Origin of the sequence: Nonomuraea sp. NPDC049480, assembly GCF_044465905.1 — a bacterium.
Lineage (GTDB): Bacteria > Actinomycetota > Actinomycetes > Streptosporangiales > Streptosporangiaceae > Nonomuraea.
Genome location: NZ_JBITMD010000019.1, coordinates 31,904 through 56,874 on the forward strand (window position 1 = coordinate 31,904; position 24,971 = coordinate 56,874).

At 68.7% G+C, this 24,971-nt stretch carries 24 protein-coding genes and 1 pseudogene; 17 read left to right on the forward strand and 8 right to left on the reverse strand.

The genetic code is table 11. The features are described from left to right. Positions 1–736: 736 nt before the first annotated feature. A complete protein-coding gene (locus tag ACIBX3_RS40765; RefSeq protein WP_397125926.1) occupies positions 737–1,075 on the forward strand; it encodes a tyrosine-type recombinase/integrase in 339 nt (112 codons plus the stop codon). Continuing rightward, the gene (locus tag ACIBX3_RS40770) at positions 1,072–1,395 is read left to right on the forward strand and encodes a helix-turn-helix domain-containing protein (protein ID WP_397125927.1); all 324 of its coding nucleotides are present in this window, start codon (positions 1,072–1,074) and stop codon (positions 1,393–1,395) included. Before ACIBX3_RS40765 ends, ACIBX3_RS40770 begins: the two co-directional genes overlap by 4 nt. A gap of 347 nt (positions 1,396–1,742) precedes the next feature. On the opposite strand, the gene ACIBX3_RS40775 is transcribed toward ACIBX3_RS40770, so the two are convergent. The 5 genes from ACIBX3_RS40775 to ACIBX3_RS40795 all read right to left on the reverse strand — a co-directional run bounded on the left by ACIBX3_RS40775 (position 1,743) and on the right by ACIBX3_RS40795 (position 5,282). Continuing rightward, positions 1,743–1,904, reverse strand: coding sequence for a hypothetical protein (locus ACIBX3_RS40775; RefSeq protein WP_397125928.1), 162 nt, complete (start codon positions 1,902–1,904; stop codon positions 1,743–1,745). Between the two features lie 637 nt (positions 1,905–2,541). Continuing rightward, on the reverse strand, positions 2,542–2,925 hold the full coding sequence (locus tag ACIBX3_RS40780; RefSeq protein WP_397125929.1) for a GntR family transcriptional regulator: 384 nt from the start codon (positions 2,923–2,925) through the stop codon (positions 2,542–2,544). Beyond that, positions 2,922–3,821 (reverse strand): hypothetical protein, encoded by a 900-nt coding sequence (locus tag ACIBX3_RS40785; protein ID WP_397125930.1) that lies wholly within the window; start codon positions 3,819–3,821, stop codon positions 2,922–2,924. The genes ACIBX3_RS40780 and ACIBX3_RS40785 overlap by 4 nt, the downstream gene beginning before the upstream one ends. A 517-nt stretch (positions 3,822–4,338) precedes the next feature. Continuing rightward, positions 4,339–4,938: an NACHT domain-containing protein gene (locus ACIBX3_RS40790; RefSeq protein ID WP_397125931.1), complete on the reverse strand. Its 600-nt coding sequence runs from the start codon at positions 4,936–4,938 to the stop codon at positions 4,339–4,341. Positions 4,939–5,063: 125 nt separating this feature from the next. Then, on the reverse strand, positions 5,064–5,282 hold the full coding sequence (locus ACIBX3_RS40795) for a cold-shock protein (RefSeq protein ID WP_397126135.1): 219 nt from the start codon (positions 5,280–5,282) through the stop codon (positions 5,064–5,066). Positions 5,283–5,516: 234 nt separating this feature from the next. On the opposite strand from ACIBX3_RS40795, the gene ACIBX3_RS40800 reads away from it, so the two are divergent. Together ACIBX3_RS40800 and ACIBX3_RS40805 are read left to right on the forward strand one after the other, a co-directional pair. Continuing rightward, entirely contained in the window at positions 5,517–5,897 is a 381-nt protein-coding gene (locus ACIBX3_RS40800; RefSeq protein ID WP_397125932.1) for a hypothetical protein, read from the forward strand. Positions 5,898–5,920: 23 nt separating this feature from the next. Beyond that, positions 5,921–6,334 (forward strand): MarR family winged helix-turn-helix transcriptional regulator, encoded by a 414-nt coding sequence (locus ACIBX3_RS40805; RefSeq protein ID WP_397125933.1) that lies wholly within the window; start codon positions 5,921–5,923, stop codon positions 6,332–6,334. Positions 6,335–6,870: 536 nt separating this feature from the next. Here the strand turns inward: ACIBX3_RS40805 and ACIBX3_RS40810 are convergent. Beyond that, the gene (locus tag ACIBX3_RS40810) at positions 6,871–9,537 is read right to left on the reverse strand and encodes an alpha/beta fold hydrolase (RefSeq protein ID WP_397125935.1); all 2,667 of its coding nucleotides are present in this window, start codon (positions 9,535–9,537) and stop codon (positions 6,871–6,873) included. 118 nt (positions 9,538–9,655) lie between these two features. On the opposite strand from ACIBX3_RS40810, the gene ACIBX3_RS40815 reads away from it, so the two are divergent. From ACIBX3_RS40815 to ACIBX3_RS40845, 7 genes are all read left to right on the forward strand, one after another. Continuing rightward, complete coding sequence (locus ACIBX3_RS40815; RefSeq protein WP_397125936.1) at positions 9,656–10,333, forward strand: DUF998 domain-containing protein; 678 nt, start codon at positions 9,656–9,658, stop codon at positions 10,331–10,333. Between the two features lie 3 nt (positions 10,334–10,336). Next, positions 10,337–10,786 (forward strand): YdeI/OmpD-associated family protein, encoded by a 450-nt coding sequence (locus ACIBX3_RS40820; protein ID WP_397125937.1) that lies wholly within the window; start codon positions 10,337–10,339, stop codon positions 10,784–10,786. Positions 10,787–10,887: 101 nt separating this feature from the next. Next, on the forward strand, positions 10,888–11,670 hold the full coding sequence (locus ACIBX3_RS40825) for an alpha/beta fold hydrolase (protein WP_397125938.1): 783 nt from the start codon (positions 10,888–10,890) through the stop codon (positions 11,668–11,670). Further along, entirely contained in the window at positions 11,667–12,218 is a 552-nt protein-coding gene (locus ACIBX3_RS40830; RefSeq protein WP_397125939.1) for a dihydrofolate reductase family protein, read from the forward strand. The genes ACIBX3_RS40825 and ACIBX3_RS40830 overlap by 4 nt, the downstream gene beginning before the upstream one ends. 857 nt (positions 12,219–13,075) lie before the next feature. Next, the gene (locus tag ACIBX3_RS40835) at positions 13,076–13,609 is read left to right on the forward strand and encodes a hypothetical protein (RefSeq protein WP_397125940.1); all 534 of its coding nucleotides are present in this window, start codon (positions 13,076–13,078) and stop codon (positions 13,607–13,609) included. A gap of 223 nt (positions 13,610–13,832) precedes the next feature. After that, positions 13,833–14,492, forward strand: coding sequence for a hypothetical protein (locus ACIBX3_RS40840; protein WP_397125941.1), 660 nt, complete (start codon positions 13,833–13,835; stop codon positions 14,490–14,492). Positions 14,493–14,555: 63 nt separating this feature from the next. Beyond that, positions 14,556–15,704 (forward strand): Tn3 family transposase, encoded by a 1,149-nt coding sequence (locus ACIBX3_RS40845; RefSeq protein ID WP_397125942.1) that lies wholly within the window; start codon positions 14,556–14,558, stop codon positions 15,702–15,704. Between the two features lie 104 nt (positions 15,705–15,808). Here ACIBX3_RS40845 and ACIBX3_RS40850 read toward each other — a convergent pair whose 3' ends face one another. After that, positions 15,809–15,997 (reverse strand): hypothetical protein, encoded by a 189-nt coding sequence (locus ACIBX3_RS40850; RefSeq protein ID WP_397126140.1) that lies wholly within the window; start codon positions 15,995–15,997, stop codon positions 15,809–15,811. 79 nt (positions 15,998–16,076) lie between these two features. After that, positions 16,077–16,304, reverse strand: a pseudogene (locus tag ACIBX3_RS40855) (hypothetical protein); the annotation flags it as partial. Between the two features lie 157 nt (positions 16,305–16,461). On the opposite strand from ACIBX3_RS40855, the gene ACIBX3_RS40860 reads away from it, so the two are divergent. The 6 genes from ACIBX3_RS40860 (at position 16,462) to ACIBX3_RS40885 (ending at position 24,960) form a co-directional block, all read left to right on the forward strand. Further along, positions 16,462–16,644: a hypothetical protein gene (locus tag ACIBX3_RS40860; RefSeq protein WP_397125943.1), complete on the forward strand. Its 183-nt coding sequence runs from the start codon at positions 16,462–16,464 to the stop codon at positions 16,642–16,644. 63 nt (positions 16,645–16,707) lie between these two features. After that, positions 16,708–19,221 carry a lantibiotic dehydratase gene (locus ACIBX3_RS40865; RefSeq protein WP_397125944.1) on the forward strand — a complete coding sequence of 838 codons (2,514 nt, stop codon included), beginning with the start codon at positions 16,708–16,710 and terminating at the stop codon, positions 19,219–19,221. Between the two features lie 19 nt (positions 19,222–19,240). Continuing rightward, entirely contained in the window at positions 19,241–20,077 is an 837-nt protein-coding gene (locus ACIBX3_RS40870; RefSeq protein WP_397125945.1) for a lantibiotic dehydratase C-terminal domain-containing protein, read from the forward strand. Then, positions 20,074–21,399: a SagB family peptide dehydrogenase gene (locus ACIBX3_RS40875; RefSeq protein ID WP_397125946.1), complete on the forward strand. Its 1,326-nt coding sequence runs from the start codon at positions 20,074–20,076 to the stop codon at positions 21,397–21,399. The genes ACIBX3_RS40870 and ACIBX3_RS40875 overlap by 4 nt, the downstream gene beginning before the upstream one ends. Continuing rightward, the gene (locus ACIBX3_RS40880) at positions 21,396–23,060 is read left to right on the forward strand and encodes a hypothetical protein (protein ID WP_397125947.1); all 1,665 of its coding nucleotides are present in this window, start codon (positions 21,396–21,398) and stop codon (positions 23,058–23,060) included. The genes ACIBX3_RS40875 and ACIBX3_RS40880 overlap by 4 nt, the downstream gene beginning before the upstream one ends. Then, complete coding sequence (locus ACIBX3_RS40885; RefSeq protein WP_397125948.1) at positions 23,053–24,960, forward strand: TOMM precursor leader peptide-binding protein; 1,908 nt, start codon at positions 23,053–23,055, stop codon at positions 24,958–24,960. Before ACIBX3_RS40880 ends, ACIBX3_RS40885 begins: the two co-directional genes overlap by 8 nt. Positions 24,961–24,971 lie beyond the last annotated feature (11 nt).

The window sequence follows — 24,971 nt, forward strand, 5'->3', positions numbered from 1 at the left end:
GTGGTGCGGGATCTTCGAGTGGCTCGGGCTCCGGTCACTCCGGAGGATCTCGAGGCGTTGGAGACCGACGTGCTGGCCGGGTTCGTGCTGGCCCGGGCCGCGGCGGGGCTGTCGGACGGGACGATCTCTTCGGACGTGATGCACCTGGAACAGGTGCGGGCCTGGTTCGGCCGGCCGCTGTGGGAGACGGGGCCCACCGACGCCGATGCGTACTTCGGCAAGGTCCTGCGCATCACCGCGAAGGGCACCCGGCTGGCCCGGGCCCAGGCGATCAAGACGTTCTTCCTGTTCCTGGAGCTGCGGCACAAGGTCGAAATTCACCAGATGACGGGCAGGGCCGTCGAGTGCCCGATCGACGAGATGAACCGGCCCCGCGGCCATCAGCCGGCCAAGATTCGTATCCCGCCGACCGCCGACCAAGTCACCCGATTGTTCTCCGGCTGGCGGGAGGAGTTGTCGACCTGCCGGAAGTTCGGTCCGGCCGCCCGGAACTACACGGCCTGCCGGCTGATGGCCTACGTCGGGTTGCGCGTGAACGAGGCCTGCAAGCTCGACTTGGCCGACGTCGAATGGGACCTCGGCCGCTTCGGCAAGCTCCACGTCCGTCACGGCAAGGGCGCCCGCGGCTCAGGACCGCGTGAACGGATGGTCCCGCTGATCAACAACGCGGGCGGGACGCTGCGCCGGTTCGTCGAGGACGTGTGGGGCCAGTTCGGCGACTACCACACCCGACCGGGTGTTCCGTTGCTGCTCTCCGAGCGCAAGAACGCCGACGGCACGGTCGCCCGGGTCGGCGACGAGACCATCCGAGACCATCCGGGCCGCGCTCGCCAAAGCGGCCGCGGCGCATCTGCCGGACTGGCCGGACGACATCACGCCCCATGTCCTGCGGCATTTCTGCGCCTCCCAGCTCTATCTGGCCGGGATGGACCTGCTCGCGATCCAGGAAGTCCTCGGCCACGCCTGGATCGCCACGACCATGAGATATGTTCACCTCCCCTCGACTCACGTCGAGGACGCCTGGCTCGCAGGTCAGGCGCGTGCGGCCACCCGATTGGAAGGACTACGGCGATGAGGTGGAACCTGCGCCTGGCGGCCGCCAACCGCGGTATCTGGAAAGCCTCCGAGCTCCAGCGGATGCTTGCCGAGCACGGCCTGAAGGTGAGTGCTGGAAAGATGTCCGGGCTCTGGTCGGGCGAGCCGGCCAGCATCAAGCTCGACGACCTCAACGTCATCTGCGCCGTCCTCGGCTGCGGAGCCGACGAACTCCTCATCGCCGAACCCGACAAGGTCAAGCGCGTCGACGAGCCGGCCGAACAGCCCGCTGCGGTCTCGGCGGCAGGCCCGTCGGTGACGCCCAAGTGCAAGGACGGGCGGTCTCTCCCGCCGAACTGATCGAGTTCGGGACTGATGCCGATGCTGCCCGGAAGCTGCACGGATTGCCTGGCCTGGGGCGTGTTGTTCGCCCCGCGATGCGGGGCCTGCGCCTCGTTTGCCTCCCGGCTTTCGACCGGACACTGCGCGGGATGCGGCCGTCGGCTGCCGCTGCGCGAGGGCTACCATCGTTGTCTGGGGTTCTCAAGCGAAGTAGCTGGTCAGCCGCTTGAAGGCCTGTCAGCCACGTAAGGCAAGTAGCCCCAAGATTCAGGGTTCATCGGAACCGCAACGGGTGCTCGTTCGGGGCCTGCTCGGGGTCCTGGTCATATCCGGCCGGAAATTCCCGCTAAGCGATGAGGCGCTGGTCAGCGAGGTTCGTCCCTGGTGGTCCAGCCCTGTTTGGTGATGAGCTTGGCCAGCGCGTTGCGAAGCTGGTTGATGCGTTCTTGGGCGTCGTGGCCTTGGATCCCGATCGTGATGGCCGAGTCGGTGGCGTGGTAGATGGTGTGGCGTCCTTCGGCGGCCACACGAGCCGCGGCGTGGATCCGGCCCCGTAGCCGGATGAGCTTGCGCTGGTCGGTCGTACGGTCCAGGCCGTCGATGGTGAGGTAGCACAGGAACGGGCCGGGGGCGGTGAGCGGTCCTTCGGGGAGTCCGGCGTCGAGCGCTTCGCGTATCTTGGGCTGCCAGTACTACACGAACAGTGAGCCGGGGCTGCCGTCACATCGTGTGACACCGAGACTGTGAGGTGCTTGCTGCTGCAAGCGACCAATCCGGGCTAGGTTGATGTAAAGGTACCTACCGGGCAGCACCACCTGCAGAAACGCGCTGTTGATCGTTATCGTGGCGATGCCTGCCGGACTCATCCCCTGGCGTCCCGACCGAAACCCGCACACTTTGCTCCGTTCCGCATGCTCGGGCAAGCGCCACACCGTGATCCACCGCTGACCTGGATGAAGATCCAGAGCGTCACAAGATGCGATGGTAACCCCGGCTCACCGGTCCGTTCCTACTCGGAGGCCAACGTGGACGGCGGAGCGGGCCGTGCCGGGCTCTCCCTAGGGCCGGCCCGCCACCGAGCATGAGGGTATGGTGCCTCGTCAAGGATTTGATCGGGAATACCCGGCGACCGCAATGTGGAGGCAAGCCGGGATCGATGATCCTTCAGCGGCCCGTGACCGCCTCTAGGGCCAGCCTGGCCTGCTGCAGCGCGCGGGTGGCGTCGACGCCGAGCTGCCGTGCCTGGACGGCGAACGCCTGCGCTGCCTCGGCCAGGCGCTGCTCGGCGTCCACGGCGGGGGCAGAACCGGAAGCCTCGCAGACGTAGGTGCCGTGCCGTCCGCGGGTCTCGATGACGCCGGCACGCTCGAGTTCGCGGAAGGCGCGCGCGACCGTCGCTGTGGCCAGGCCCAGGTCTCGGGCGAGCTGCCGGATGCTGGGCAGGCGGGTCAGTGGCGGCAGTACGCCGGTGGCGGCCATGGTGGCGATCTGCGCCCGCAGTTGCTCGTACGGAGGGAGCGGTGAGGCGGGGTCGAGATGGAGGATCATGTCGCCGTCCGGTCGGCTGGGTCCGTCCGTGGGGCCGCCTCGCTGGACGTATGGCGTCTGACCAGCCAGAGGCGGGGATGCCCGACGCGCCGCCAGCTGAGGGGGGCGCCCACGAACATGCACGCCATCGCGGCCCACGGCAGGATGATCCGCAGGGCCTGACCCTCGATGCCGCCCCCGATGGAGAAGAGCTCGTATCCGAGGAACAGGAACATCATGCCGAGGCCGGCGCCGGCCATCCGGTGGATCGTGGTGGAGCGCAGGGCGTCGTCGAGCATCATCTGTGACTCGGATCCCACAGGCTGGCGCCGGTGCACGATGAACCAGAGCGAGGCCTCCATCGTCACCAGCACGGCCGTCGCCGTCACCGCCGGTGCGGGCCCGAACCCGAACCCGGCGCGGATGTGGCCGGCGAGGAACCAGTGCCCGATCACTCCCACGGCGATCGTGGCCAGGCCGACGACGCGGATGAGGATCAGCGTCGGGCGCCCGATGTAGTCGGCCACCTGCCTGGGCACGAGGGCGGCGGCCTTCTGGGTGCGTGGACGGGTCCAGGTCACCTCGGCCAGGACCGCCCCGAGCAGGTACCCGCCCAGCCAGGATGCCTGGCCCAGCAGGTTGAACGGGAAGGGCGGGGACGGCTGGGTGTAGACCAGCGCCCAGACGATGCTCATGGTGCTTCCCACGAGGAAAGGGATGACGAACCCGACGGTGCGCAGGCACCGGCTGCGGTAGAGGTAACGGCTCGCCTGGTCCCAGTCAAGGTCGGTGGTGCGCAGGCCATGGCCGGCGGCCCACTCGGCCACTTCGGGGCGGCGCTGAGGGCGGAAGGCCCGGTACAGCAGCAGTCCCACGATGGCTACGTGGAACGCGATCACCAGACTCCAGCCGACCATGGCCCACCTCTATGTACTAATGATGCAGTACATTAGCACGCAACGGGGAAACTCGGGGCGTCGGGACGGTGACTTCGATGTTGCGTTGCAGACAGCGCCAACCACGCCCTCGCCCCCCTCACCCAGTACTACTGGAACCTCCACACCCACCGCGGCCAAGCCGAACTCCTGCTTCCCTCCTAACCTCACCCGAATGCGTACAGCTCGGGCGCCCGCAAGGGGTGCCGGGCCGGCACGGGCGGCCTTCCTGCCGAGGACATGAAAGGTGCGCTCCCCATGGATGCCGGGATTAGAAGATTTAACGACACCCTCTGATCGGGCCTCGCCAGCCCTCCCGGAAACCGGACATCGAGCGACGAACCATGACGTCGGATGGCCGGTTCCGCGCACGAATTGACGACAGGATTTTCCGACAGAAGAATCGGGCTCCCAGCCCTTCCCGAGGAGAGCTCGGTGCAGATCGTCTACTCCCGCGTCTCCACCGCGACCCAGTCTCTGCTGCGGCAGCGCCACATCCTCACCGAGGCCGGCCTTCTCGTGCGCACCGAAGGCGTCGCCGAGGGATTGCGGCCAGCCGACGGCGTCCCGCCTCGGCCACGGCGGCGGCGAACTCGGCGCGGCGGGTGGTCAGGATGAGCTGATCATGAGCGCCCAGCGAGGTGTTGAGCGCGGCGATCACGCTGGCGCGCGCCTGCTCGCCGATCTCGTCCAGTCCGTCCAGAACGGGCAGGATGTGCCCACCGGCGACCAGCGCCGCGGCGGCGTCGACACCGAGTTCGGGGTCGCGTAGCGCCGGATAGTCCTGGGGCAGACGGACGGCCAGCCAGTCGTGCAGCCGTGGGCATTCCGTCAGGTCCCAGCGGGAGACCGGCAGCAGCACCGGCACCGGCACGATCTCGCCTTCTCCCGCGGCGGCCTGGTCTGTGGCGCGCGTACGCAGCAGTTCCAGCAGCAACTGGACGGCCAAGGTGGTCTTGCCCATGCCCGCGCCGCCAGTGATGACCAGCCGTCGCCGGGCCAGGGCGCGAAAGTCGCGTGCGAAGGCGGCGATGTCGTCGCTGCGGCCGGCGAAGGTGAACTCGGTCGCACTGCTGATCAGCCGAGGGGCGCCGCTCATCACCGCCTTGTTGGCAGTTACCTCCCGTGCCGCCGATTCTCGTGCGGGCGGCGATACAGCAGCCGGAAACGAATCAGGGCCCGCACACCCTGTGAAGGTGCGAGCCCTGCCGTGGCGCTATTTTGTCAGGCGGCGACGATGTTTTCGGCCTGCGGGCCCTTCTGGCCCTGGGTGACATCGAAGGCCACCCTCTGGCCATCGCGCAGCTCGCGGTAGCCGCCCTGAGAGACGATGTTGGAGTAGTGCGCGAAGACGTCGGCGCCGCCGCCGTCCTGCTCGATGAAGCCGAAGCCCTTTTCCGCGTTGAACCACTTCAGGCTTGATCTCAGCGCCGACGACGCCATCACGCCCGAGACCACGATGGAGGTGCTCGAGCCGTGATCGCCCTCCTGCAGGACCTTCCCCCGCAGGATCGGCAGGCCCTCGCCGACCTGATCAACCAGTTCGCGCAGCAGGAAACCGACCCCGACCGGCACCTGACGGCCTGGGAAACGCCCGAAACCCTGGGCCTTCTGGTCTGAGAAGCTGTTTTTGAGCCCAACTTCCAGATATGTATGCGTTTCGCATAGACTTCCGGCATGGAGTCGGCGCTGGAAGCAGCCATCAACGAGTGGCACGCAAGCGTGAACGACGGCGACTTGGAGCGTTCAGCGAGGGCGGTCGGCGATCCGATCGTCGTCCTGGGTCCGAAGGGCGCCGGACCGATCACGCCTCGGCAGTTCGCGGAGTGGGTGGAACGCTCCGGGATCACGTTGCACCCGCGGTCGTGGCATCCGATCAGTGAGCGCCTCATGGTCGTGGAGGAGGACGCCACCTGGCCCGAGAGCAAAGCTTCGACTCGAGTGGCGACGGTGTTCCGGGTAGCCGACGGGAAGGTAACGGCTGCTCTCCGGCTTCCGGATCTGAAGCAAGCGCTGGAACTGGCCTACATCTGCCGCGAGATGGCGGCCACCGAGTGAGCACCCCGGGGCCTGGACAGGTCTTGTTCGCGTTTGTCCGGCACTGGTCACGGAGGCCACTGGCCAGCGATCACAAGGTGGCCGAACAAGGCCGGCTCGTGCTCGTCACCGAGGCCGTCCATTCGCTGACCCAACGAGGCATCGTGGCAACGGTCAAAGCCGTGGCCCACGAAATCGGCATCGACCAGAGCGGTGCATCGCGACTGGTCAAGAGCGCAACAGAGGCCGGGTACTTGACCATGCAGGCATCGGATACAGATGGTCGTCAGCGCCAGGCGACACTCACTTCATTCGGCCTTACCGTGCTGGATCAAGCCCATGACTGGCAGGAGCAGGTCTTCGACCGGCTGACAGAAGGCTGGAGCGAGCAACAACGTCGCAACTTCCAGCAGGCGATGACGGAGCTGATCGACCGGTCCTACGCGTTGGACGCATGACTCGGGATCTGTCGCTCGGATAACCACGCCGGGGCCCAAGGCCAACTTCAGCTTCCGCCGCCGCGAACCGGTGACATTCGACCACCGTGACAGCGAGCAGCATCGGTGCCTGAAGGCTCGCGGCACACCACGACCCCGTCCGGCACGTCCGGCGGGGTCTTTCACGCGGCTGACGAACCTCTCGACCATCCACCGGCGCACCGAACGCGAGCAGCCTACTTGTCTGACGTGCCTTACCGACCTTCAAGCGGCTGACCAGCTACTTCGCTCGACAACCCCAGATAACGATGGCGGCGCGCCGGCTTGGCTCTGGCGACCCGATAGCTTGATCCGTTCAGCAGCTTGATGGCATGTCCGGTTCGCCGGAGTCGACCTGGAATCGACGTGGAGTTGACCATGGCGAAAGGGGGGTCTTCTCCCGAACGTGACCTCAGCCCCGAAGTAGCTCTGTGTAATCCCTGTGACACTGCGTGATCTAGCGGGTCGAGGTCACCGACGTCGTCGGATCCCGGCCTTCTTGCCGGCGGGCCAGGGCCTCAGGAGAGACGCGCCAGGAGGAACTGCTCAAGCAGTGGTGCCAGGACGTCGGGTGCCATGTCGTGTGGTGCGTCCACGCTGTGGCGCCGCCCGTGAGCCAGCAGGTCGGTGACCGTTTGCGCGGCGTGCCGCCGCCAGGCGGCACTGTGCGTGCCGTCGATGACCAAGGTGGGGACGATAATAGTGGCGGTCCAGTGCACGGGCAGGGAGAAGTCGCCCATCACGGCCATGTCATAGGAAAGGGTGTGGGCCATGGCTTCGAGGCTTCGCCACTGGGGGGCCGAGCGCATCGCGGCGATGACCTCGGCCGGCATCTCCACAGCGGTGGTCAGGAAGAGCTCGACAGCGGCGCTTCGGCGATCTGCCCGTACGAGCTTGTCAAGCTGCGTGGTGAGGTCCAGGGGGATAGCTGTGCGGGTGCCGTCGAGGATGAAGGGCGGCTCGATCAACACCAGTCCGGTGATTGGCACGCCGTGCGCAGCCGCGTCGGCGGCAAGGACGGCGCCTGAGGAGACGCCGAGGGCGAACGCGGCGCCATCGGCCTGGCCGATGACGGCTGTCAGGTCCTCGATCTCCCGGAGGACCGTGTACGGCTCGGTGTCCCCGCTCCCGCCGCGGCCGCGGCGATCATAGGTGATCACGGTGAACCGCGGCGCCAGCCGTACGGCTAGCGAGGTGAAGTCCGTCCGCTCGTTCAGTGCGCCGCCGACCAGGATGAGGGGCGGGCCTTGGCCCCATCGTTCGACGGCGATGATCGTGCCGTCGGCCGAGGTGACGGTGGTCTTCGCCCCGCCGTGCGCCTCGCCATCCGGGGTACCCGTCGCCGGGTGCGGCTTACGGTAGAGGTCGCTGGCCTGGATGAGCAGGCCGCCGTGCCCGTAGAGCCGTGGCTCGTTACGGTCTGTCAGTTCCTCGTAATAGGCGACGTATTGCCTGCGGGTCTCCTCGAACTCGCCCGAGTCGCGCAGGCGGTCCAGGCAGAAGGCCCGTACGGTTTCCAGAAGCCGGAACCGCGAGCCGGTCGTCCCGGTCAGCGGCGAGACCAGGGAACGATCGACGAGGCGGGTGAGCAGGTCGGCGACGTCACCGGGGCAGATCGCCTCCGCCGCCTGCAGGCTCCACGCGTCGGGGTGGATGGCCAGTCGGCGCAGCACGGTCCGTTCTGGCTCGGTGAGCAGGTCCCAGCTCCATTCGATCATGGCCTGCAACGTCCGTTGCCGGTCAGGCGCGCCGCGACGGCCGGTGGCGAGCACCCGGAAACGGTCGTCGAGACGCGCGGCGAGATCGTGGATCTCCAGGGCGCGGACGCGGGTAGCCGCCAGTTCGAGCGCGAGGGGCAGGCCGTCGAGTTTGCGGCAGATCTCCACCACGGCCGGGGTGTTGGCGGGTGTGAGCTGGAAGTCGGGCTTGGCGGCGGTGGCCCTGGCCACGAACAGCTGGATGGCGCTGGATCGCGCCACGGCGCCGGAGTCGGTGGCCGAGGACGGCAGGCCGAGTGGCGGGACGGGCCACACCTGTTCGCCGAGGATGCCAAGGGGTTCGCGGCTGGTGGCCAGGATCCGCAGTCCCGGAGTGGTCCGCAGCAGCTTGTCGGCCACTACGGCGACCTGCTCCACCACGTGCTCGCAGTTGTCCAGGACCAGCACGCGCTTCCCGTCGGGCTGGGTGAGGTTCCGGATCGCCTGGAGAATGTCCTGCTCACCGGCGGAGGCGTTGAGGACGGCCAGCTCCACCAGCCAAGCGTCGTCCAGATCCCGGGCGACCTCCAGGGCCAGGCTGGTCTTACCCACGCCACCCGGTCCGGTGAGCGTCACGAGCCTGCCGCTACGCAGGCGGGCCAGAACACGTTCCACTGCCGAGTCCCGGCCGATCAGCTCGGTCATGGCGGCGGGCAGGTTCGTCTGAGCCGAGGTTTCGGCCGGTGCTGCGGCCAGCGCGGGATCCTGGCTGAGAATCGCCTGGTGGAGGCTGACGAGGTCGGCGGCGGGGTCCAGGCCCAGCTCGTCGGCCAGGCGGGTGCGGAGCTCATGGTAGGTGTCCAGCGCCTGGCTGTGCCGTCCTGACCGGTACAACACGCGCATGTAGACCGCGCGCAGGCGCTGCCGTAGCGGATGTCCGGCTACGACCTCGGCGAGCTCGGCTGCCAGCAGGTGGTGCTCACCCAGCTCCAGGCGGGCCTCGGCGTGCTCCTCGATGACGACCATCCGTTCCTCTTCGAGCCGGTCGATGGCCGCGCGGGCGAAGGGCGCCTCGGATACGTCGGCGAAGGCCGGGCCCCGCCATAGCGCCAGCGCGTCGGCGAGGAGCGACCCGCGGGTACGCGGCTCGGCGACTGTCCGCGCACGCTTGGCCAGCTCCCGGAATCGGCCTATGTCCACCGCGTCGGCGGCGGCTCGCAGCACGTAGCCCGGTGGCTGGGTCCCCACCAGGTCCCGGCTTCCCGGCTCCGCCTCCTCCAGCGCCCGCCGTAGCTGGGAAACGCGGGTCTGAAGGGTGCTGGTGGGATTGGCCGGAAGGTCATCGCCCCACAGATCGTCGATCAGGGCGCTGGTCGACACCGGGCGGCCCTCTCCCAGGAGCAGGTCGGCCAGCAGGGCGCGGACCTTCGTGTCGGGAACCCGAACCAGTGCACCGTCATCTGTCCAGACGGCAAGCGGACCAAGCACGCCAAATCGCATGCCTCAGGCTAGTGGTTGAAGGTCACCGGAAGTAGTCCTGAAGTCGTTCTGAAGCCTCCGCCGAGAAGCTGTGGATGTCAGCAAGACAGACGGAAGGAACCCCGAGATGACCGCCATCACAGCAACCGCCCGCCGTACCGACTGTTCACCTCAGGCCCGGATCACCAAGTCCCTGCTGGGCTGGGGGATGGTCGCAGGGCCGCTGTATGTCATGGTTACCGGGGTGCAGGCACTGACTCGCGACGGGTTCGACATCACCCGGCACCCGGCCAGCCTGCTGGCCAACGGCGGCCTCGGCTGGGTCCAGATCGCCAACCTCATCCTGGCCGGTCTGATGACCGTCGCCGCCGCGGTCGGAATGCGGCGGGCAGTGCGGGCGGGCAGGGGCCGCGTCTGGGGGCCGCGGCTGGTCGCCCTGTACGGCGCGGGCCTAATCGCAGGCGGGATCTTCCGCGCCGACCCGGCTCTCGGTTTCCCGGTCGGAACGCCCGACGGGCCCGGGGTGGTCAGCTGGCATGGTCTGCTGCACTTCGTCGGCGGCGGGATCGGCTTCCTCGGGTTGATCGGCGCCTGTCTGGTGTTCGCCCGCGCCTACGCCGCCCTCGGCCGCCGTGGGTGGGCGATCTACAGCGCGGCTACGGGGATCGTCTTCTTCGCCGCCTTCGCCGGGATCGCCTCCGGCCCCGGGAACGCCGTCATCAACCTGGCCTTCACCGCGGCCGTGGTGCTCGGCTGGGCCTGGGTTTGCGCCACCTCCGCTCACCTGATGCGACAGGCGGCCTAGGTCATGAGATTCCACGCCATCGTCCTGAGCAACGGCAAGACCGCCACCGGGATCGAAGTGCCGGCCGAGATCATCGAAGCCCTCGGCTCCGGCCGACGGCCGAAAGTCCGCGTCACCATCGCCGGCCACACCTTCCGCAGCTCGGTGGCACCGATGAACGGCACCTACATGCTCGGACTGAACGCCGACGTCCGGCAGCAGACCGGCGTGGCGGCAGGCGACACCATCGAGATCGACCTGCAGGTCGACACCGAACCGCGCGAGGTCACCGTTCCAGCTGACTTCGCAGCGGCCCTCGACCGCGAACCGGAAGCCAGGAACCTCTTCGACCGGCTGTCCTACAGCAACCGCCGCGCCCACGTCCTTTCGATCGAGGGCGCCAAGACCGACGCCACCCGCCAGCGGCGCATCGACAAATCCGTCGCCACGCTGGCCGCCGGGAACATCCGCTAACCGGCCCGGTTCTCACCCGCTTGGCCCCCGTGGCTCCGCAGAGTTCCAGCTCATCGCACGCCAATCGTCCAGCCCCGCCAAACGAATCGGAAGAGATCATCATGACCTTCGTCATCTCCCAGGACGGCACTCGTATCGCCTACGACAGCATCGGTTCAGGACCGGCGGTCATCGTGATCGGCGGAGGGCCGGTCGATCGGACGGCCGAGACTCCGCTGGCCGCACTGCTGGCCGACCGCTTCACCGTCTACACCTACGACCGACGCGGACGCGGAGAGACCGTAGACACCGCTCCGTACTCGGTCGACCGCGAGTTCGACGACCTCCAGGCCCTGATCACCGAGGCCGGCGGGTCCGCGATGGTCTACGCCACCTCCGGCGGCGGAATGATCGCGATCCAGGCCGCCACCCGAGGCCTGCCCATCACCAAGCTGGCTCTCTGGGAGGTCCCTTACATCCTGCCCGGTACCCGCGAGCCCGTCCCCGCCGACTACCGCGACCAGCAATACGCCCTACGCGCCCAAGGCCGCTTCGGCGACATGATGGAACTCTTCATGGTCAAGGCCGTGCTCATGCCCGCCGAGTTCGTCGAAGGCATGAAGGCCGCTCCGTTCTGGGAGGCGATGGCGGCCGGGGCGAGCTGCCTGGCCTACGACGCCGACGTCGCCGCAGACTTCGCCCTGCCTTCCGAGGCGCTGAAGTCAATCGCCGTCCCCACCGTCGTCATAGACGGCGCGACCACTCCCTGGATCACCGCCGCGGCCGAGGCGATCGCCGCTACGCTGCCCGACGCCCGCCGCACCACGCTGCACGGCCAACCCCACAACGTCGACGCGGCGGCCATCGCCCCCGCCGTCACCGAGTTCTTCGGAGCGAACCGATGAGGAAGATCGTCGCGCAGCTGTTCGTGTCCGTCGACGGTGTCATGGAAGCCCCTGAGAACTGGCACTTTCCCTACTACGACGAGCGGATGGCCGAAGTGGCCGCCGAGCAGTTCCACCAGTCCGACATCCTGCTCCTGGGCCGGACCACCTACCAGGTGTTCGCCGGCTCCTGGCCCCAGCGCGGCAGCGAAGTGCCGCTCGCGGACCGGATCAACACGATGCCCAAACTGGTCGCCTCTACCACTCTGAACACCGTGACATGGCAGAACAGCACCCTGATCAGCGGCACCGTCGCCGACGAGCTCATCAAGCTCAAGCAGCAGCCCGGCCGCAACATCACCATCTCCGGCAGCCCCACCCTGGTCCGCTCACTGCTGCATGACGACGTCCTGGACGAACTCCAGCTGCTGGTTCACCCGGTGGTTCTCGGCCACGGCCGACGCCTTTTCGAGGACGACGGCTTGAACAAGTCACTGCGCCTGGCCGGCTCTGAGGTCTTCAAGACCGGCGTCGCCCACCTGACCTATCAACCGGCGCTTCCCCAGTAGAGAACACCCTCGTAGCCGGTATCCCGCAAAGGGATACCGGCTACGACAATGTCGGCCACTATGAAGACATCCGTGCCGACCTGATCACCCCACCGGTAAACGCAAAGGCCCGCTACCGGGCGGTATGCCCGACTCATGACGATCAGGAACCGCAACCGTGATCTACCCCAGAGCTACTTTTGGGGCTGGGGTTATGTTCGGCGAGAAGACGGCCGACACGCCATGATCGGAATCTGCTAGCTTTACCCCTTCCGGCCGGATGTTGCTTCCGGCCGGAACGTGTTTTTATGACCACTTTTCAGGCGACCGTGCGGCCCGTGAGCGCCGCAGACCGCCCCACCATCGAACGGCTCTGGCTCATGTTCCGCCACGACATGGCGGAGTTTCAGGGCGGACTGCCCAGCCCCGACGGCACCCGGGCTTATCTGGGGTTCTCAAGCGAAGTAGCTGGTCAACGGATTGAAGCTCGTTAAGCCACGTAAGGCAAGTAGGCTGCTCGCGTTTGCCGCGTCGGCGGGATCGAGGGTTGCAGTTCTGTCGGAGTCCCAACCGGGGGGCAGACCAAGTACGCCGGAAAGGGCCAATAGGTGTCCGGGACTGGTAAAGATCGTTGATCGAGTGAGCGGACCGGATTTTGGCGCTTGAGCGACGATCATTACGACGATTCGGTGACGATCACCCATTGTCCCTTTGGGCCTCCTCATCTTGTCTGACCCTCGGATACGGAGCGAGTCCCGAGAGGGAGGGCGGCCGGGTTGTTTCCCTCGCCCGTACTCCGGCATCGGGGCATGCGATAATGCTGTGGTCAGGCAGCCTTCGGCCTGTCCCCCCCCTGATCAGATGAAAGGGGAGCGGGCATGGAGATCCAACCGCAGGCGGTCGCCCTTCCTAAGGAGACCGACCACCTGGAGCAGGGCAAGTACGGCCCCGTTTTTCCGAAGACGCCGGCGTGCTACGGGTTCACCATCATCGCGAAGGTCAAGCCCGGCCGGGCCGACGCCATCCGCAACCACGGGCACACGCTCGCCAAGGCGGTGGAAGCCGATCCGCAGTTCCTCGCTCCGCTCAAGTTGCACTATCTGCGCTGGGTGCTCTTCGACGACGACACACGATTCCTGTATCAGGGCATCTTCGACACCGACTTCGACAAGTACACCGAAGACGCCGTCGCGCTGTTCAGCAAGGCGGGACTGACCACGACCTTCGAGAACCTCGAGGGCTTCCCCGAGGACTGGAAAACCAACCCGGAGGCGTTCGTCAGGTTCGTTCGTGAGCACCATTGCCCGAGCTTCATCGAGTACGGCGAGTACCCGTACTTCACCGCCGACGAGATCAAGAAAGCTCTGAAGATCAAGAGCTTGCTGTCGGAGATGCTCGACCAGTTGCAGTGACATCCGCCTGCCTCATCCGAAGACGAGGTACAGGCTCGCCCATGAATAGTCCGCACCTGCCTCAGGACCGACCTCAGCGGGAAGACCCGTCTAAGGGCTTTCGCCGAGCGCGACGACGGGAGAGCGCGATGAGTCACGCATCAGACGGGGGGCGCAGGACCCTGCCCATTGCCGATACCGCCACCGTCCAGGCCGAAGCACTGGTCAGCTTGCCGCTGGCTCGGTGAGCCGGGCTTCCAGATCGGCGATCATCTGGGTCAGCAGGCTGGTGTTCTCCTGCCGGACCGCCTGCGGGGTCACGATGTTCTGCAAGCGGATCGCGACGATCCACAAGAAGGGCCGCGACCAGCTGGAGGCACTGCGGGAGGCGCACCGGGCTGAGTCCGAACGCCTGCTGGGGGTGTTCGGGAATGTCCTGAACGGCGTCCGCGAGGCGACCACACCCGCCGAAGGTGATGTGGTCGGTCCGCAGCCGGACAACTCGGGCAGGGACCCCGCGGGCACGGACTCCGGATCCGGTGATCTGGCCGAGCGTGCTGGCCGCCTCGTGCTGAAAGCTCTGGAGGAGGCCGGCGGCCTGGACGCGTTGGCAGCCGCGCACGAGGCGGTGTCGGCCTATCACGGCAACAACTACCTGCCACTGCTCGACCAGCACTACCGGTCCCATCGGTCGGCGCTGTTCATCCTGGTCGAGTCGATCGACCTGGAGTCGACCAACGCTGAGCGCAGCGTGCTGGATGCGGTGGAGTACCTGCAGGCTCAGCGGCACGCCCGGGCGGCGTTCGTCCCCGACCGGATCAGCGTGGAGCGCGCGGGCCCGGACGGCGCCACGGCCGCGGTGGAGCTGGTGGCGGACGTGGATGCGTTCGCCTCCGCGATGTAGCGGAAGATCCTCAAGGATCCGGACCGGCCGGGCCTGTTGGTGCGCCGTCACCTGGAGGTGTGCGTGTTCTCCTACCTGGCTTCGGAGCTGAAGTCGGGCGACATCGCGGTGGCCGGGTCGGACTCCTACGCCAACCTGCACGACCAGCTCATGTCCTGGGAAGAGTGTGAACCGCTCGTCGCCGAGTTCTGCGCCGAAGCGGGCCTGCCGACCAACCCCCGCGAGCTCACCCGCCACTACCGGCAGCTCCTGGCCGACACCGCCGCCGAGGTCGACTCCGGTTACCCGGCCAACCCCGACCTGACCCTGGAGGGCGGGCGCCCGATGCTCAAACGCCGCAAGGGCGCCGAGCGGAGCAAGGAGGCGCTCAAGCTCGAGGAGGCCGTGCACGAGCGGCTCCCGCAGCGCGACAAGACCGTGGCCGCCGACGGCTCCCAGATCGAGACATGGGAGAACAACCTCCTTGCCGAGTCCCACATCCGTTACGGAGGCTACGGAGGCCTCGCCTACCGGCACATTTCCAACACCTACGTCGCGCTGTTCAGCCGCTTCATCCCCTGCGGGGTGTGGGAGGCGGTCCACATCATCGAGGGCCTGCTGAAGAACGCCTCGGAGATCCAGCCCGACACCATCCATGCCGACACCCAAGGCCAGTCGCTGCCGGTCTTCGGACTCGCCGCGCTCATGGGGTTCGACCTGCTGCCCCGCATCCGCAACTGGCACGACCTGATCTTCTACCGGCCGACACCGGGGACCCCCTACCAGCATATCGACTCACTGTTCGGCGACGAGGCGATCGACTGGACCTTGATCGAGACGCACTGGACGGACTTGCTCCACACCGCGATCTCCATCCGGGAGAACCGGCTGTCCTCGGTCACTCTGCTGCGCCGGCTGGGCAACCACTCCCGCAAGAACCGGCTCTACCGGGCCTTTCGCGAACTCGGCCGCGCCGTCAGGACGATCACGCTCTTGCGGTATCTGTCGGACGCCGACCTTCGCGAGCAGATCACCCAGGTCACCAACCGCAACGAGTCCTTCCACAACTTCGCCGACGGCCACCCCGTCGACCTCGATGACCTGGCCACCATCTCGCCCTACATCACCCAGGTCATCCGCCGGTTCGGCAACTGGATCCTCAACCTCACCCCGCCGGCTGCAGATCCCACCACCCGCCTCGACCTCGAGTCCCAGGTCCTCTTCGCCCCATAGCCGAGCGGCGTCTGTCGGACGAAGTTCCGGGACGGTGTCGATGTCACAAGCACCTCTGCACAGCAGGGGATGGGGCATCGTCTGCAACCGAGCTGGATTCGTTGTCAGCGCTTGAGGGCTCGGTACTTCTTGAGCAGCATGGTGATCTTCGCGTGGTCCGCGGCGTCGTTCAGCTCGGACAGCAGCTCGTCAGGGCAGAGTTCGTAGTGGTCTCCCCACCACCGTCGTGCCTTGGTGTCCCAGATCCGGTACCCGCCGGGAACGCCCTTGGCCACGTACCGCCTTCTGCTCACCAGCGGGCTTCGTGCAGATCGCTGCGATGTCTTTGAGCGAGTCGATGAGGATCCGGCCGGGGTAGGCGACCAGCGCCTCGATCACCTGCCCGTGCGTGAGCGCGGTTAGATCACGCACCGGACAGGCCTCATCAATGATGTCCCTGACCTTCAAGCGGGAAGAGAAACCCGCTATCACCGGCAACGCCCCGAGCAGCTTCTCCGCCGACGCAACCCCGAACCGCGCATGTTGTCTCACACGCCAGCAGCCTGCCACCCACCGAACACACCGCCAAACCGCCGCGCGAAAGATCCAAAACATCCACATGTGCGGAAACCGGGTCTAGCGGCGCACCACCGATATACCTCCGATATACCCACCGTAGCTAGCGTCGGCAGCGCATGGACACGCATTCCAGCTAGGCGAAAAAGGGGTATCGATGCCACCCGTTTCCACCCTCGACTTCGATGTTCACGATCTTCCGATGGACGTGTTCGACCTCACCGTCAGCGGGCTGGAGGTGCAGACACTCACGCTCGGACGTGGCTACGACATCGTGAACGGGCCGTTCACCAGCTGCATCGGACCCAGCGGCTGCGTCTGCGGCTGCGGCGGCGGCCCGGACAAGCCGCACGCCGACCCCGATGACGACATAGACGAGGAGTAGCGGACAGCACCGCGGGCCGTCCTGCGCGCAGGACGGCCCGCGTTTCATTGGGTGAGGTGAAGGATGTTCGCTGCTCCATTGATCCGGTTGGCCGGCCTGCCGACCACCGTCCTGCGGGAACTGCGTTTCCACGAGGTGGGACTGGCCGTGCGTGACCGGCTCTCGCTGCGGCGGTGGGTGCGGGCCGAGGGCGCGACGCTGAGCGATGAGCTGTACCCGGTGATCGCACGCGCGGCGGCGCACCCCGCGAGGCCGCTGCTCGTCGGCCTGCGGCGGGCCGTCTATCAGGGGCGCAGGCCGACCGCCCGCGAGTGGAGCCCGGCGACGCGGGAACTGCTCGGCCGTGACCTCGCGGACCGGGTGGAACGCTGGGTGGCCGCCTGTGACGAGTGGCGTGATGGTGGACGCGACCTGGACGAACGTGTCGGATCGGAGACGGCGGCCCTGGAGAGCCGGTTGCGTGACCTCGTTTCCGCCCCGGTCTTCCGGCGGGCGCTCCTCCAGGCGAGCCCCGATCTGTCGGCGGATCTGGACAAGTGGCTGGTCGACCCGGGCCGTGGTACCCGGCGGCTGGCGCCCGCCCTGGTCAAGTACCTGGTCCGGGCCGCGGCGAAGACCAGCCCCTTCAGCACGTTCATGGTGACGGGACGCGGTACGTGGACGGACGACGACGTGGCGGTCCGCCAGTGCGCCGAAGGTCTGCGCGGCGCGGCGGGCGTCCTCGACCTCGGCCATGTCGCGCGGTCGGAACTGCACGCGGCACTGGTCACGAGTGGACGGCTGCGGCGCGCCATGATCATCCGGGTCAATTCCAGCGTGGTCGGCTCCGGCGACCGGCTGCGCTTCCTGGGTCCTCCTCCGGCGGAGGCGATGGTCACGATCGACGCCACCCCGGCGATCAGCGCCTGCCTGCAACTGATCCCCGACGCCGCGATCACCTTCGGTGAGCTGGCAGGCAAGCTGGAGGCGGCGGGAAACGCTCAGCCCGCCCGGGTCGCGGCCTTCCTCGACCATCTCGTCGAGATCGGACTGCTGCAGCTCATGCCGCAGCCGGCCGGGCAGATCACCACACCAGGCGAGGCGGGGCGCTGGTTGCGCTCGCTCGGCGCGGAGTTCGCACAGGAGGGCGCGCTGCTCCTGGCCGTCGACGAGGCCGTGCGGGCGGCCGTACCGGTCGAGGACGTCGAACTGCATCGGCGGCGGCTGGATGCGGTGGGCCAGGCGATGGGGAGCCTGTCCGGCCACTTGGGGCAGCCGATCACGAGCCAGACCTTCGACACGGCCGTAGCCGGAGAGCCCCTGGCCGAGTGCGGGCGTCTCGCGTGGCAGCCGGTGCTGGCCGACCTGCAGGTCATCCGCCAGTGGCTGGCGCTGTTCAGCTTCGGCCAGGGCTTGAAGATCGCGCTCAACGCCTGGTGGGGGCAGCGGCCACCGACTCCTTTCCTGTCCTTCTACCACGAGCTCGTGAAGGAGATCGCCGGCGGTTCCCCGGCAGGCAAGGAGATCGGCCGGCTGTGGCATACGTCAGGAAGCGGGCGGGCGAGCGTGTTCGAGCGCATCCATGAACTGCGCGCGCTGCGCCAGGACGCGGCCGGCCTGCTGTGGCGTGCGGCCGGACCTGACGGGGTCGTCGCGATCGAGCCCGGTGAGCTGACCCTCGCGGTGGCCGGATACCCGCGCTGGCTGGACGACCTGCACGCGGTGGGGGTGTACGGGCAGCCGCTGGCGGACGAGTCAGGCCCCACGTTCGTGATCAACAACATCTTCACCGGGTACGGCAGGGTCCACAGCCGCTTGGACCACCTGACCGGCACCCGCACGGAGCCGTGGGCGCAACCGCCCGGCGACTATCCGGTGTTCGCCGCTCTCGGCGGGTCTTTGGGAACCTCGTTGAACGTCAGGGAGCCGTGCGCGCCGTACGAGATCACCTATCCGTGGCACGGCGACGTCCGGCCGGGGACCGATCGGATCGATCTGCACGACCTGTGGGTGGAGCGGGATCCGACCCGCGAACTCCTGCGGTTGCGGTCGGGAAGGCTCGACCGGCTGGTCCGGCCGCTGCATCTCGGCAACAGCGTCCCCTGGACCCTGCCGCGCGCGGCGCACCTGCTCGTTCGGGCGTTCGGCGAGGAGCCGCCCGAGCCCGTGATGGGCATCGCGCCGCGTGGACAGCGCAGGTCCGGGCCCGAGGTGACGGTGATCCCGCGGGCACGGGTGGGCCGCGTGGTGGTACGCCGGGCGAGCCGTCACATGACGCCGGCGAACATCCCGGCGCGGCGCGCGAACGAGCCGATGGCCGAATACCTCCTCCGGCTGACCGCGTGGCGGCTGGAAGCGGGCATCCCGGAGACGTGCTTCGTCAGAGGCTTGTCCAGCGGGCGTTCCTACGAGAACAAGCCGCTCTACCTGGATTTCGCCAACCCCTTTCTCCTCCACGCCTTCAACGAGTTGCTGCGACAGCCGAACGAGGTGGTCCTCTTCGAGGAGGCACTGCCCGATCCGATGCGGGCACCCGAGAACCACGGCGGTGAGCACGTCATGGAGATGGTGATCGATGTCGCGGCGTGGGGCGATTGACGTGGGTCACCACGAGTGGGTGAGCGCGCATCTCTTCTACCACGGCGACCAGGATCCCCTGATCGTCCGGCTGATTCCCGCGATCGTGGCGGAGCTGGCGGACGGGGGCGACCGCCCGGACGTCTTCTTCCTGCGCTACTGGGAGGCCGGTCCGCACGTACGCCTGCGCGTGAGAGCCAAGCCGGCGGAGCACGACCGGGTACGGCGCGTCATCGAGGCCAGGAGCCGCGCCTTCTTCCGCACCTGCCCCTCCGCCGTCGCCGTGCGCCAGGAGGAGTACGAGACGAGGGCCGCTCTGCTGGCACGCGGGGAAGGGATGGCGGGCTTCACCCGCGAACTGGCGCAGAACAACTCCGTGTCGTTCATTCCCTACCGCAGGGAGAACCGGCGCTACGGGCGGGTCGCGATGGGGGCGGTGGAGAAGCACTTCGTGGACTCCAGCAGGATCGTCCTGTCCATGCTCACGGCAGGGGTCACGCCCGAGCAGCGGGTGACCGCCGTCGTGGCGATGTACCTCATCGTCTTGCTGCGGCTGGGGGCCGGTGCGTTGCCGCGGGGGGATCACGCCGATCTTTTCGCGCGGCAACGCGACGTCCTGCTCCCCTTGGGGCGGCGCATGCGGGCGCTGGTCGAGCGGACGGATCGGTTGCCGCCGGGCGACGGCCTGGCGGGCTGGGCGCAGACCATGGCGGGCCTGCAGAAGGAGCTGGAGCCCCGGCGGCAGCCGGCGGTGATGACGACGTGCGCGCACCTCGCGGCCAACCGGCTGGGGGTCGATCTGCTCACCGAGCAGTACGCCGCCGCCCTGGCCGCGCGGACCGTGCTGGACCTTGGCGAGGAAGAGATATCGGCATGACATCGCAGATCGAGGAACGCGTCCGGATCCGGCCGGGTGTCTCGGGTGGCGTCACACCTGACCGCTGTTACTACCTGCTCAGCGGGCCGTACAGCACGGCGCTGGGTCGTCTGAGCACGGCGCAGCAGGCGCTGCTGCACCGGCTGGCCAGGGAGCCGGTCCCGGCGCAGGAACTGGTGGAGCAGGACCTGAGCCTGCTGCGGCGCGAGGGGTGGCTCCAGGCGACCGTGACCTGGTCGGGAACGGACGTCTACACCGTGGAGCCGGAAGGACCGCAGCACCCGATCGCGGGTGAGATGCCCGAGGACCTGGTGCTGTCGCGGTACGCGGTGGCCCGCAGGGACGGGAGCGCCATGGTCCTGGAGTCCCCGCGCTCATGGTGCCGCGTGCGGCTGCACGACTCGCGCGCCCTGGCCTGGCTCGGGCTGCCGCGGCCGGCTGACGACGACGTCCCGGCCTTGCGCCGGTTCCGCCGCGACCTGTGGGCCGGTGGACTGGCGGTCGCCCGGGCCGGAGACGAGGACGACCGGTCGCCGACTTGGCGACCCCACGAGCTGTGGTTCCACCGACGCAGCCGCACGCCGTTGCCCGGAGTCCCGTACGGCAAGGGCGACTGGGCCGCCGGGAGGCCGGTCCCGCACGCGGCGCTCCGTGAGCCGTTCGACGGCGAGGTCGTCGAGCTCGCCCGACCCGATCTGAGCCGCGTACGCGCCGGCGACCCCGGGCTGACCACCGTGCTGGAGCAACGGCGCTCGCTGTGCCGCTACGATGCGTCGAATCCGATGACCGCGGCGGAACTCGGGGAGTTCCTCTACCGCTGCTCGCGCAACCGGAACGTCCCCCGCACCGACGGCGCCGACTACGTGCGCCGGCCCTATCCCAGTGGCGGGACCCTGTACGAACTGGAGATCTACCCGGTGATCCGGCAGGTCCACGGGCTGGAGCAGGGGCTGCATCACTACGATCCGCAGCGCCACCGCCTGGAGAGGATCTGCGGGGCCACCCCCGAGGTGCGGCGGCTCCTGCGCACCGCCGCGGCAGCGACGGGGCACGAGGAGCCGCAGGTGCTCCTGGTGATCGCGGCACGGTTCGGACGCGTCATGTGGAACTACCAGTCCATGGCGTACTCACTGATCATGAAGAATGTCGGCGTCCTCTTCCAGACGATGTACCTGGTGGCGACCGCCATGCAGCTGGCGCCCTGCGCGCTCGGCGCCGGCGACTCCACCGCCTTCGCGGCGGCCACCGGCCTGGACGAGATGGACGAGGGCTCGGTGGGCGAGTTCGCGCTCGGATCTCTCCTGCGGGGAGCGGCGCGATGAGGCTGCGGATGCGTGACGACGTCTACCTGGCCCCGACCGGCGACGGCCTGCGCGTACTCACGCATCGAGGGCTGGCGCGGATCGACGGGGCCGCGATCGCGGGCTGGGTCGACCGGCTCACGCCGTTCCTCGACGGCAGGTACACGATCGGGGAACTGACCGCCGGGATGCCGCCCGACCGGGAGAAGGCGGTGAGGCGAGTCGTCGAGCTCCTGCGGACCTGCGACGCCCTCGAAGAGGACCGGGATGACAGCTACGCCGGCCGCGCCGCGGTGGTGGCGGGCGTCGAGCCGATGCTGGGACAACTGGTCAGGGCGGCTTCGGCGTCCGGATTGCGTGACATCACGGTGCTGGACCTCTCCTCCGCCGCGGTGACCGATCTCCCCGCGGGCACCGACCTGGTGTTCTACGCGGGCGACGGGCCGGCCGCCCTGCCGCTGGAGCGCGCCTGCGCGGAGCGCGCGATCCCCCTCGCCCTGATGGTCGTCACGGGCGAGGCCACCTGGCTGCTGCCGCCCGCGGCGCCGGGATGGGACGACGCGAGGCGCCGGATGGGCGTCACGGCTGAGCAGGGCGGAACCGCGCCGCCGGGAGCGGCAGCGAGCCTGGTCCAGGCCGCCTACCGGGAGCTGACCGGCGCCGTCCCGCCCGCCGAACGCGGCCTCCTGGTCAGGATCGAGCAGGGGACGTGGCGGCGCACGCGCCACTCTTGCCTGCCCCACCCCTTGGCACGCCCGGCGTCCCCGCGTTCCCGCGAGGAGTTCCTCCGGCGCGTGCGTGATCTCCTGGCCGGCGAACGTCTCGACCAGGAGTCATTCCTGCGCAGGATCGCCCCATGCGTCGACGAGCGCCTGGGCGTTGTCAGGTTTGCCGAGGCGGACGCGCCCCAGGTGCTGGTGAACCTGTGCCGGGCCGTATCGCCGGACGGGGAGGCGGTGATCGGCGCCGGATTCGGCCACGAGGCGGCGCACCGCGACGCCGCCTGCCGCGCGCTGGCCGCCTACGGAGCGCGCACGGTGGATCCGCGGAGGCTGGTCGGATCCGACGTCTGGGCGCACGAGATCGACCGCCCGGACAGGGCGCAACTGGTACCGGCCGCCGATGTGTTCGGGAGCGGAGGCGCCGGGCTCGCGACCGGGGACAGCTGGGAGCACGCCCTCGGCAAGGGACTGGCCGGCCGGTGCCTGCAGATGATCATCGCCGGTCTCGCCGCGCGCTCCGCGCCTTTTCCGCGGATCGACCTCACCGCCGTCGACCTGCGCCAGGAAGGGCGCAGATGCCGCGAGGTGCTCTCCCGCCTCGACGAACTGCCCGACGTGTACGACCTCACCGGCCCGCTGGGCATCCCGGCCTTCGCGTACTGCGCCGGCGAGGTCACGATCGGCTACTTCGCCGACCTGGACCCGGCCGAGGCGCTGGGAGAAGGGCTGAGGTCCACGCTCGTGCACCTGCAATCCCCCCGGTACGGTCAGGCGGAACCGCTGCCCGCCCGGTTGCGCGGCCCATGGCGGCGGACTCCGGCCCCGGCAGGAGACCTCGCGACGGCGGCCTCGCGGCTACGCGACGGCGGCCGGGTGGCGCTGGCCGTGCCCCTCGATCATGATCAGGAAGTGGCCGCGATCATGCCCTATCTGACCCGGGTGGTGGTGGCTGATGCGTGAGGTGGCGCTGATCGGGCACGGGCTGATGCACGACGCCATCGCCGGTCGGCTGGCGGCCGACTGGCAGGTCGGCCGCCATGACACGGCGGCGCAGGTGCCCGGCGGCCCGCACCTGCTGATCGCGGCCGACGACAGCTGGAACACCGCTCGCACGGCGGAGGCCCGAGCGGCCTCCACCAAGCTCGCGGTGCCGTGGCTACGCGTCCGCGCGGAGCTCGGCCAGGTGGTGATCGGCCCCCTGGAGACCCCGGGTGAGGCGGGCTGCGTGTCCTGCGCCGAGCGGCGACGGCGCCTCGTCCGTGCCGACCAGGAGGGGCACCGCGCCATCTGGCGCAGGCACGGCCAGGCCCTGCGCGGACGCCCGTCGTCCTGGCTCACCCCGCTCGCCGCCACGCAGGTGGCCGAAATCGTCGCGGCCCTGCTGTCGGAAGGGGACGCTTCCCGGACGCGCAGGGCCCTGATGACGGTGAATCTGGAGCGCCTGGACGTCGGCGTTCATCCGTTCCTGCCGGACGCGCTCTGCGACACCTGCGGTGACGCGCCGCAGGACACCGCCCAACTGGCGGACCTGGTCCTGGAACCCCGGCAGATGCAGCGCGCAGGGAGCTTCCGTACGCGAGAGGTCACCGAGGACCTGGAAGAGCTGTACGTGGACCAGGAATGCGGGCTGATCGGCTCCATCTCGGAATGGACGGCAGGTGTCCTGGCCGTCGCGTCGGCCAGAGTGGGCGGGCGCGGCGGCGGCGAGGTCATGGGCTACGGGCGCGCCGAGACGCGCACCGCCGGCAGGCGCATCGCCGTGCTGGAAGGACTCGAGAGGTACGGTGGCGCCCAGGGCGCGCGCAGGCCGGCGGTGCGCGCGAGCTTCGCCGAGGTCGCCGGGCACGCGCTCGATCCGCGGACCCTGGGCCTCTACCCGCCGGAACGGTACCGCCTGCCCGGCTTCCTGTACCGGCCGTTCGACGTGAATGAGACCTACACCTGGGTGTGGGGCTACTCCTTCGCGCGGAAGGAGCCGATCCTGGTGCCGCAGTCCTGCGCCTACTACCAGAACGGGCACGAGCTGGTCTACGAGATCTCCAATGGCTGCGCCCTCGGCGGCTCCCTCGAAGAGGCCGTCCTCCACGGCGTCCTGGAGGTCGCCGAGCGCGACGCCTTCCTGCTGACCTGGTACTGCAGGATACCCGCGCCGCGCATCGAGACGGCCGGGGTGTCCGATCGCCGGCTGCTGTGGCAGCTCGCGTCCGTGGAGGCGGAGACCGGGTACGACGTGTTCTTCCACGACATCAGCGTGGAGCAGCGGATCCCCTGCGTGTGGGCCATCGCCGTGAACCCGCGCGACGACGGCCGGGCGGCGACGATCTCCGCGGCCGGGTCCAGCCCCGACCCGGAACGCGCCATGGCCAACGCCCTCTCCGAGGTCGCCTCGAGCATCGCTCCCGTGGGCGAGAAGTACGCGGAGCACCGTGAACGGGCGCGGCAGATGCTGGCCGACCCCGGGCTCGTCAAGGAGATGGAGGACCACTCCCTGCTGTACGCGCATCCGGACGCCGCGCGGCGGCTCGACTTCCTCACCGGGGCGCCCGGCCGTCGCAGGCCGGCCGACCTGGGAGCCGTCACCGGTACGGATCTGACGGGCGTGCTCACCGAGATGGTCAAGCGCTATCTGGACACCGGGCTCGACGTGATCGTGATCGACCAGACCGGCTCCGAGCACCGGGCGGGCGGGTTCGCCTGTGTGAAGGTGCTGATTCCCGGCACCCTGTCGATGACCTTCGGGCACGACCACCGTCGTCTCGACGATCTCCCCCGGCTCCTGACCGTACCGCGGCTGCTCGGTCATCGCGACCGGGACCTGGCGCCGGAAGAGCTCACCTCCGACCCCCACCCCTTCCTATGACGGCCACCGCC

Coding starts and splice junctions, on each gene's coding strand:
- ACIBX3_RS40885 (WP_397125948.1), top strand. CDS start 23,053: ATGCGTGAGGTGGCGCTGATCGGGCACGGGCTGATGCACGACGCCATC.
- ACIBX3_RS40780 (WP_397125929.1), bottom strand. CDS start 2,925: ATGATCCTCCATCTCGACCCCGCCTCACCGCTCCCTCCGTACGAGCAA.
- ACIBX3_RS40875 (WP_397125946.1), top strand. CDS start 20,074: ATGACATCGCAGATCGAGGAACGCGTCCGGATCCGGCCGGGTGTCTCG.
- ACIBX3_RS40860 (WP_397125943.1), top strand. CDS start 16,462: ATGGACGTGTTCGACCTCACCGTCAGCGGGCTGGAGGTGCAGACACTC.
- ACIBX3_RS40880 (WP_397125947.1), top strand. CDS start 21,396: ATGAGGCTGCGGATGCGTGACGACGTCTACCTGGCCCCGACCGGCGAC.
- ACIBX3_RS40800 (WP_397125932.1), top strand. CDS start 5,517: ATGGAGTCGGCGCTGGAAGCAGCCATCAACGAGTGGCACGCAAGCGTG.
- ACIBX3_RS40865 (WP_397125944.1), top strand. CDS start 16,708: ATGTTCGCTGCTCCATTGATCCGGTTGGCCGGCCTGCCGACCACCGTC.
- ACIBX3_RS40815 (WP_397125936.1), top strand. CDS start 9,656: ATGACCGCCATCACAGCAACCGCCCGCCGTACCGACTGTTCACCTCAG.
- ACIBX3_RS40795 (WP_397126135.1), bottom strand. CDS start 5,282: ATGGCGTCGTCGGCGCTGAGATCAAGCCTGAAGTGGTTCAACGCGGAA.
- ACIBX3_RS40770 (WP_397125927.1), top strand. CDS start 1,072: ATGAGGTGGAACCTGCGCCTGGCGGCCGCCAACCGCGGTATCTGGAAA.
- ACIBX3_RS40830 (WP_397125939.1), top strand. CDS start 11,667: ATGAGGAAGATCGTCGCGCAGCTGTTCGTGTCCGTCGACGGTGTCATG.
- ACIBX3_RS40820 (WP_397125937.1), top strand. CDS start 10,337: ATGAGATTCCACGCCATCGTCCTGAGCAACGGCAAGACCGCCACCGGG.
- ACIBX3_RS40835 (WP_397125940.1), top strand. CDS start 13,076: ATGGAGATCCAACCGCAGGCGGTCGCCCTTCCTAAGGAGACCGACCAC.
- ACIBX3_RS40790 (WP_397125931.1), bottom strand. CDS start 4,938: ATGAGCGGCGCCCCTCGGCTGATCAGCAGTGCGACCGAGTTCACCTTC.
- ACIBX3_RS40825 (WP_397125938.1), top strand. CDS start 10,888: ATGACCTTCGTCATCTCCCAGGACGGCACTCGTATCGCCTACGACAGC.
- ACIBX3_RS40785 (WP_397125930.1), bottom strand. CDS start 3,821: ATGGTCGGCTGGAGTCTGGTGATCGCGTTCCACGTAGCCATCGTGGGA.